We start from the raw sequence: 4,604 nt of genomic DNA, 5'->3' as shown, positions 1-4,604 counted from the left end.
GACACCGCCCGTATCGAGCGCGAGGCGCAGATCCCCGACGAGACCATCGAGGGGCTCAAGGAGCTCGGCGCGCTCGGCATGAAGATCGACACCAAGTACGGGGGCCTCGGTCTCACCCAGGTCTACTACAACAAGGCCCTCGCCCTGGCCGGCTCCGTCAGCCCGGCGATCGGCGCCCTGCTCTCCGCCCACCAGTCCATCGGCGTACCGCAGCCGCTGAAGCTCTTCGGCACCCAGGAGCAGAAGGACCGCTTCCTGCCGCGCTGCGCCCGCACCGACATCTCGGCCTTCCTGCTCACCGAGCCGGACGTGGGCTCCGACCCGGCCCGCCTCGCCACCACCGCAGTGCCCGACGGCGACGACTACCTCCTCGACGGCGTCAAGCTGTGGACCACCAACGGCGTGGTCGCCGACCTGCTGGTGGTAATGGCCCGGGTGCCGCGCTCCGAGGGCCACAAGGGCGGCATCACCGCCTTCGTCGTCGAGACCGCATCCGAGGGCGTCACCGTGGAGAACCGCAACGCCTTCATGGGGCTGCGCGGTCTGGAGAACGGCGTCACCCGCTTGCACGGGGTCCGCGTCCCGGCCGCCAACCGGATCGGCCCCGAGGGCGCAGGCCTCAAGATCGCGCTGACCACGCTCAACACCGGGCGGCTGTCGCTGCCCGCGATGTGCGCGGGCGCCGGGAAGTGGTGTCTGAAAATCGCCCGCGAATGGTCCGCCGCCCGTGAGCAGTGGGGCAAGCCCATCGCCGAGCACGAGGCCGTCGGCGCCAAGATCTCCTTCATCGCGGCGACCAGCTTCGCCCTGGAGGCCGTCATCGACCTCGCCTCCCAGATGGCCGACGAGGACCGCAACGACATCCGCATCGAGGCGGCGCTCGCCAAGCTCTACGGCAGCGAGATGGCCTGGCTGATGGCCGACGAACTGGTCCAGATCCGCGGCGGCCGGGGCTATGAGACCGCGGCCTCGCTGGCCGCCCGCGGGGAGCGGGCCGTCCCCGCCGAGCAGATGCTGCGCGATCTGCGCATCAACCGGATCTTCGAGGGCTCGACCGAGATCATGCACCTGCTCATCGCCCGCGAGGCCGTGGACGCCCATCTGTCGGTGGCGGGCGATCTCATCGACCCCGACAAGTCCGTCCAGGACAAGGGCAAGGCGGCCGCCAAGGCCGGGGGCTTCTACGCCCGCTGGCTGCCCGGCCTGCTCACCGGCCCCGGCCAACTGCCCCGCGCCTACCCGGAGTTCCACCCGGCCGGCCACCCGGATCTGTCACCCCATCTGCGCTATGTGGAGCGCTCGGCACGCAAGCTGGCCCGCTCCACGTTCTACGCCATGTCGCGCTGGCAGGGCCGGATGGAGACCAAACAGGGCTTCCTCAGCCGGATCGTCGACATCGGCGCCGAGCTGTTCGCGATGAGCGCGGCCTGCGTACGGGCCGAGATGCTGCGCTCCCGCGGTGACCACGGCGTCGCGGCCTACCAGTTGGCCGACGCGTTCTGCCGGCAGGCCAGGATCCGCGCCGACGAACTCTTCGGGCGGCTGTGGACCAACACCGACGAAATCGACCGCAAGGTGGTCTCCGGGGTGCTCTCCGGGGCGTACGAGTGGCTCGAGCACGGCGTGATCGATCCCAGCGGCGACGGCCCCTGGATCGCCGACGCCACCCCCGGCCCGACCGGCAAGCAGAACGTCCACCGCCCCATCCACTGAGGAGCCGCCGGGAAGCCGCCGGAACACGTGCTGACAAGCCCCTGGGATCCGCGATCACCGGATCCCGGGGCTTGTCACCGAGCCGTCATCCCTTGCCCCCACAATGGGGGGATGACGGATTCCCTGGCTGACCCGCATCTGCGCGTTCCGGCGGCCACCGCCGCGGCGAGCGTGCGCGACATCGTGATCCTGGGCTCCACCGGTTCGATCGGCACCCAGGCCATCGACGTGGTGCTGCGCAACCCCGACCGCTTCCGCGTGACCGGCCTGTCCGCCGCCGGGGGACGGGCCGGGCTCCTCGCCGAGCAGGCCCACCGGCTGCGGGTGGACAGGGTCGCGGTCGCCCGGCCCGAGGCGGTGGCCGAGGTGCGCCAGGCGCTGAGCGCGCTCTACGGCGCCGGCGAGCCGCTCCCCGAGATCCTGGCGGGGCCCGACGCGGCCACCGAGCTCGCTCGCTCCCAGTGCCACACCGTGCTCAACGGCATCACCGGCTCCATCGGCCTGGCGCCCACCCTGGCCGCCCTGGAGGCGGGCCGGGTGCTGGCGCTGGCCAACAAGGAATCGCTCATCGTCGGCGGCCCCCTGGTCAAGGCCGTGGCCAAGCCCGGGCAGATCGTCCCCGTCGACTCCGAGCACTCCGCGCTCTTCCAGGCGCTGCTCGGCGGCGCCCGCGAGGAGGTCCGCAAGCTGGTCGTCACCGCCTCCGGCGGCCCGTTCCGCGGCCGGACGAAGCGGGAGCTGGCCTCGGTCACCCCGGAGCAGGCGCTGGCCCACCCCACCTGGGACATGGGCCCGGTGGTCACGATCAACTCCGCGACCCTCGTCAACAAGGGCCTGGAGGTCATCGAGGCCCATCTGCTCTACGACATTCCCTTCGAGCGGATTGAGGTGGTGGTCCACCCTCAGTCGTATATCCACTCGATGGTTGAATTCACCGATGGCTCGACGCTCGCCCAGGCGAGCCCGCCCGATATGCGGATGCCCATCGCGCTCGGCCTCGGCTGGCCCGAGCGGGTGCCGGACGCCGCGCCCGGCTGCGACTGGACCAAGGCCCACACCTGGGAGTTCTTCCCCCTGGACAGCGAGGCGTTCCCCTCGGTCGGGCTCGCCCGCCACGTCGGCGACCTCGGCGGCACCGCCCCGGCCGTCTTCAACGCGGCGAACGAGGAGTGCGTGGACGCCTTCCTTGACGGAAAGCTGCCGTTCAACGGAATCGTCGATACGGTCGCCGAGGTGGTGGCCGAGCACGGCACCCCGGCCGCGGGAACCCGGCTCACCGTCGCGGACGTCCTCGAAGCCGAGACATGGGCCCGCGCCCGCGCAACGGAACTGGCCGCCAGAGCGGCGAAGGCGACCCCGGAGGCTCGCGCATGACGACACTGATGACGGTCCTCGGCATAGTGGTGTTCGCCGTCGGCCTGCTGATCTCCATCGCCTGGCATGAGCTCGGCCACCTCTCCACGGCCAAGCTCTTCGGCATCCGGGTGCCCCAGTACATGGTCGGCTTCGGGCCGACGATCTTCTCCCGGAAGAAGGGCGAGACCGAGTACGGCATCAAGGCGGTTCCGCTCGGCGGCTATATCCGCATGATCGGAATGTTCCCGCCGGGCGACGACGGAAAGATCACCGCGCGCTCCACCTCACCGTGGCGCGGCATGATCGAGGACGCCCGGTCGGCCGCCTTCGAGGAGCTCCAGCCCGGCGACGACAAGCGCCTGTTCTACACGCGCAAGCCGTGGAAGCGCGTGATCGTCATGTTCGCCGGGCCCTTCATGAACCTGGTCCTCGCGGTGGCGATCTTCCTCGGGGTGATGATGAGCTTCGGCGTCAACACCCAGACCACCAATGTGGGCACGGTCTCCCAGTGCGTGGTCGCGGCCTCGGCCTCCACCGACAAGTGCCCCAAGGGCGCCAAGGACTCCCCGGCCAAGGCCGCCGGTCTGCAGCCCCGGGACAAGATCGTCGCCTTCAACGGCCACCCCACCCCGGACTGGGGCACCCTCCAGCAGGACATCCGCGAGACCACCGGCCCCGCCACGATCACCGTCGAGCGGGACGGCGTCCGCGAGACCCTGCACGCCAACCTCATAAAGAACCAGGTCGCCAAGTCCGACGGGAACGGCGGCTATGTCGAGGGCGAGTTCGTCACCGCCGGCTTCCTCGGCTTCACCCCGGCCAACGGAGTGGTCCAGCAGTCCTTCGGGCAGTCCGTGGACCGTATGGGCAACATGGTCGAGGACGGCATCGACTCCATGATCGCCCTGCCCTCCAAGATCCCGGACCTGTGGAACGCGGCCTTCGGGGACGGCGAGCGCAAGGCGGACTCCCCGATGGGCGTCGTGGGCGCGGCCCGGGTCGGCGGCGAGGTCGCCAACCTCGACATCCCGCCCTCCCAGCGGATCGCGACCATGCTCTTCCTGGTCGCCGGGTTCAACCTCTCGCTGTTCCTGTTCAACATGCTGCCGCTGCTGCCGCTGGACGGCGGCCACATCGCGGGCGCGGTGTGGGAGTCCATCCGGCGCCACACCGCCCGGCTGGTCCGGCGGCCCGACCCCGGACCGTTCGATGTGGCGAAGATGATGCCGGCGGCCTACGTGATCGCCGGAGTCTTCATCTGCTTCACGCTGCTCGTCCTGGTGGCGGACGTCGTGAACCCCGTGAAAATCTCCTGATGACGCGAGATGTCCTGAAGTTCACCTTTGGGTGGACTTCAGGAGCGCGGTGTGCTGAGGCCATGGCCGGTGCCGTAATCTCGGAGATCGGAGTCCGCTGATCTCCGGCCACGCACACACCTTGGGGTTACGAACCAGATGACTGCGATTTCGCTAGGAATGCCGTCCGTACCGGCCAAGCTCGCCGAGCGCAGGGTCAGCCGGAAGATCCAGGTCGGA

Annotated in this window: 3 protein-coding genes; all 3 read left to right on the top strand. The window is 70.0% G+C overall.

Annotated features, from left to right (window positions below; translation table 11 throughout):
- Positions 1–1,713, top strand: a 1,713-nt coding sequence (locus tag GWI24_RS40770) for an acyl-CoA dehydrogenase family protein (RefSeq protein WP_210951065.1), incomplete at its 5' end; no start/stop codon positions are given.
- Between the two features lie 111 nt (positions 1,714–1,824).
- The gene (gene dxr, locus GWI24_RS40765; protein ID WP_210951064.1) at positions 1,825–3,087 is read left to right on the top strand and encodes a 1-deoxy-D-xylulose-5-phosphate reductoisomerase; all 1,263 of its coding nucleotides are present in this window, start codon (positions 1,825–1,827) and stop codon (positions 3,085–3,087) included.
- Positions 3,084–4,385: an RIP metalloprotease gene (locus GWI24_RS40760; protein WP_210951063.1), complete on the top strand. Its 1,302-nt coding sequence runs from the start codon at positions 3,084–3,086 to the stop codon at positions 4,383–4,385. The genes dxr and GWI24_RS40760 overlap by 4 nt, the downstream gene beginning before the upstream one ends.
- The last annotated feature ends 219 nt before the right edge of the window (positions 4,386–4,604 follow it).

The sequence above is a fragment of the Streptomyces sp. MK37H genome (genome assembly GCF_018035285.1).
Classification (GTDB): domain Bacteria; phylum Actinomycetota; class Actinomycetes; order Streptomycetales; family Streptomycetaceae; genus Streptomyces; species Streptomyces endocoffeicus.
The sequence above is the reverse complement of the archived record's forward strand: the minus strand, read 5'-3'. Positions and strand labels throughout refer to the sequence as shown.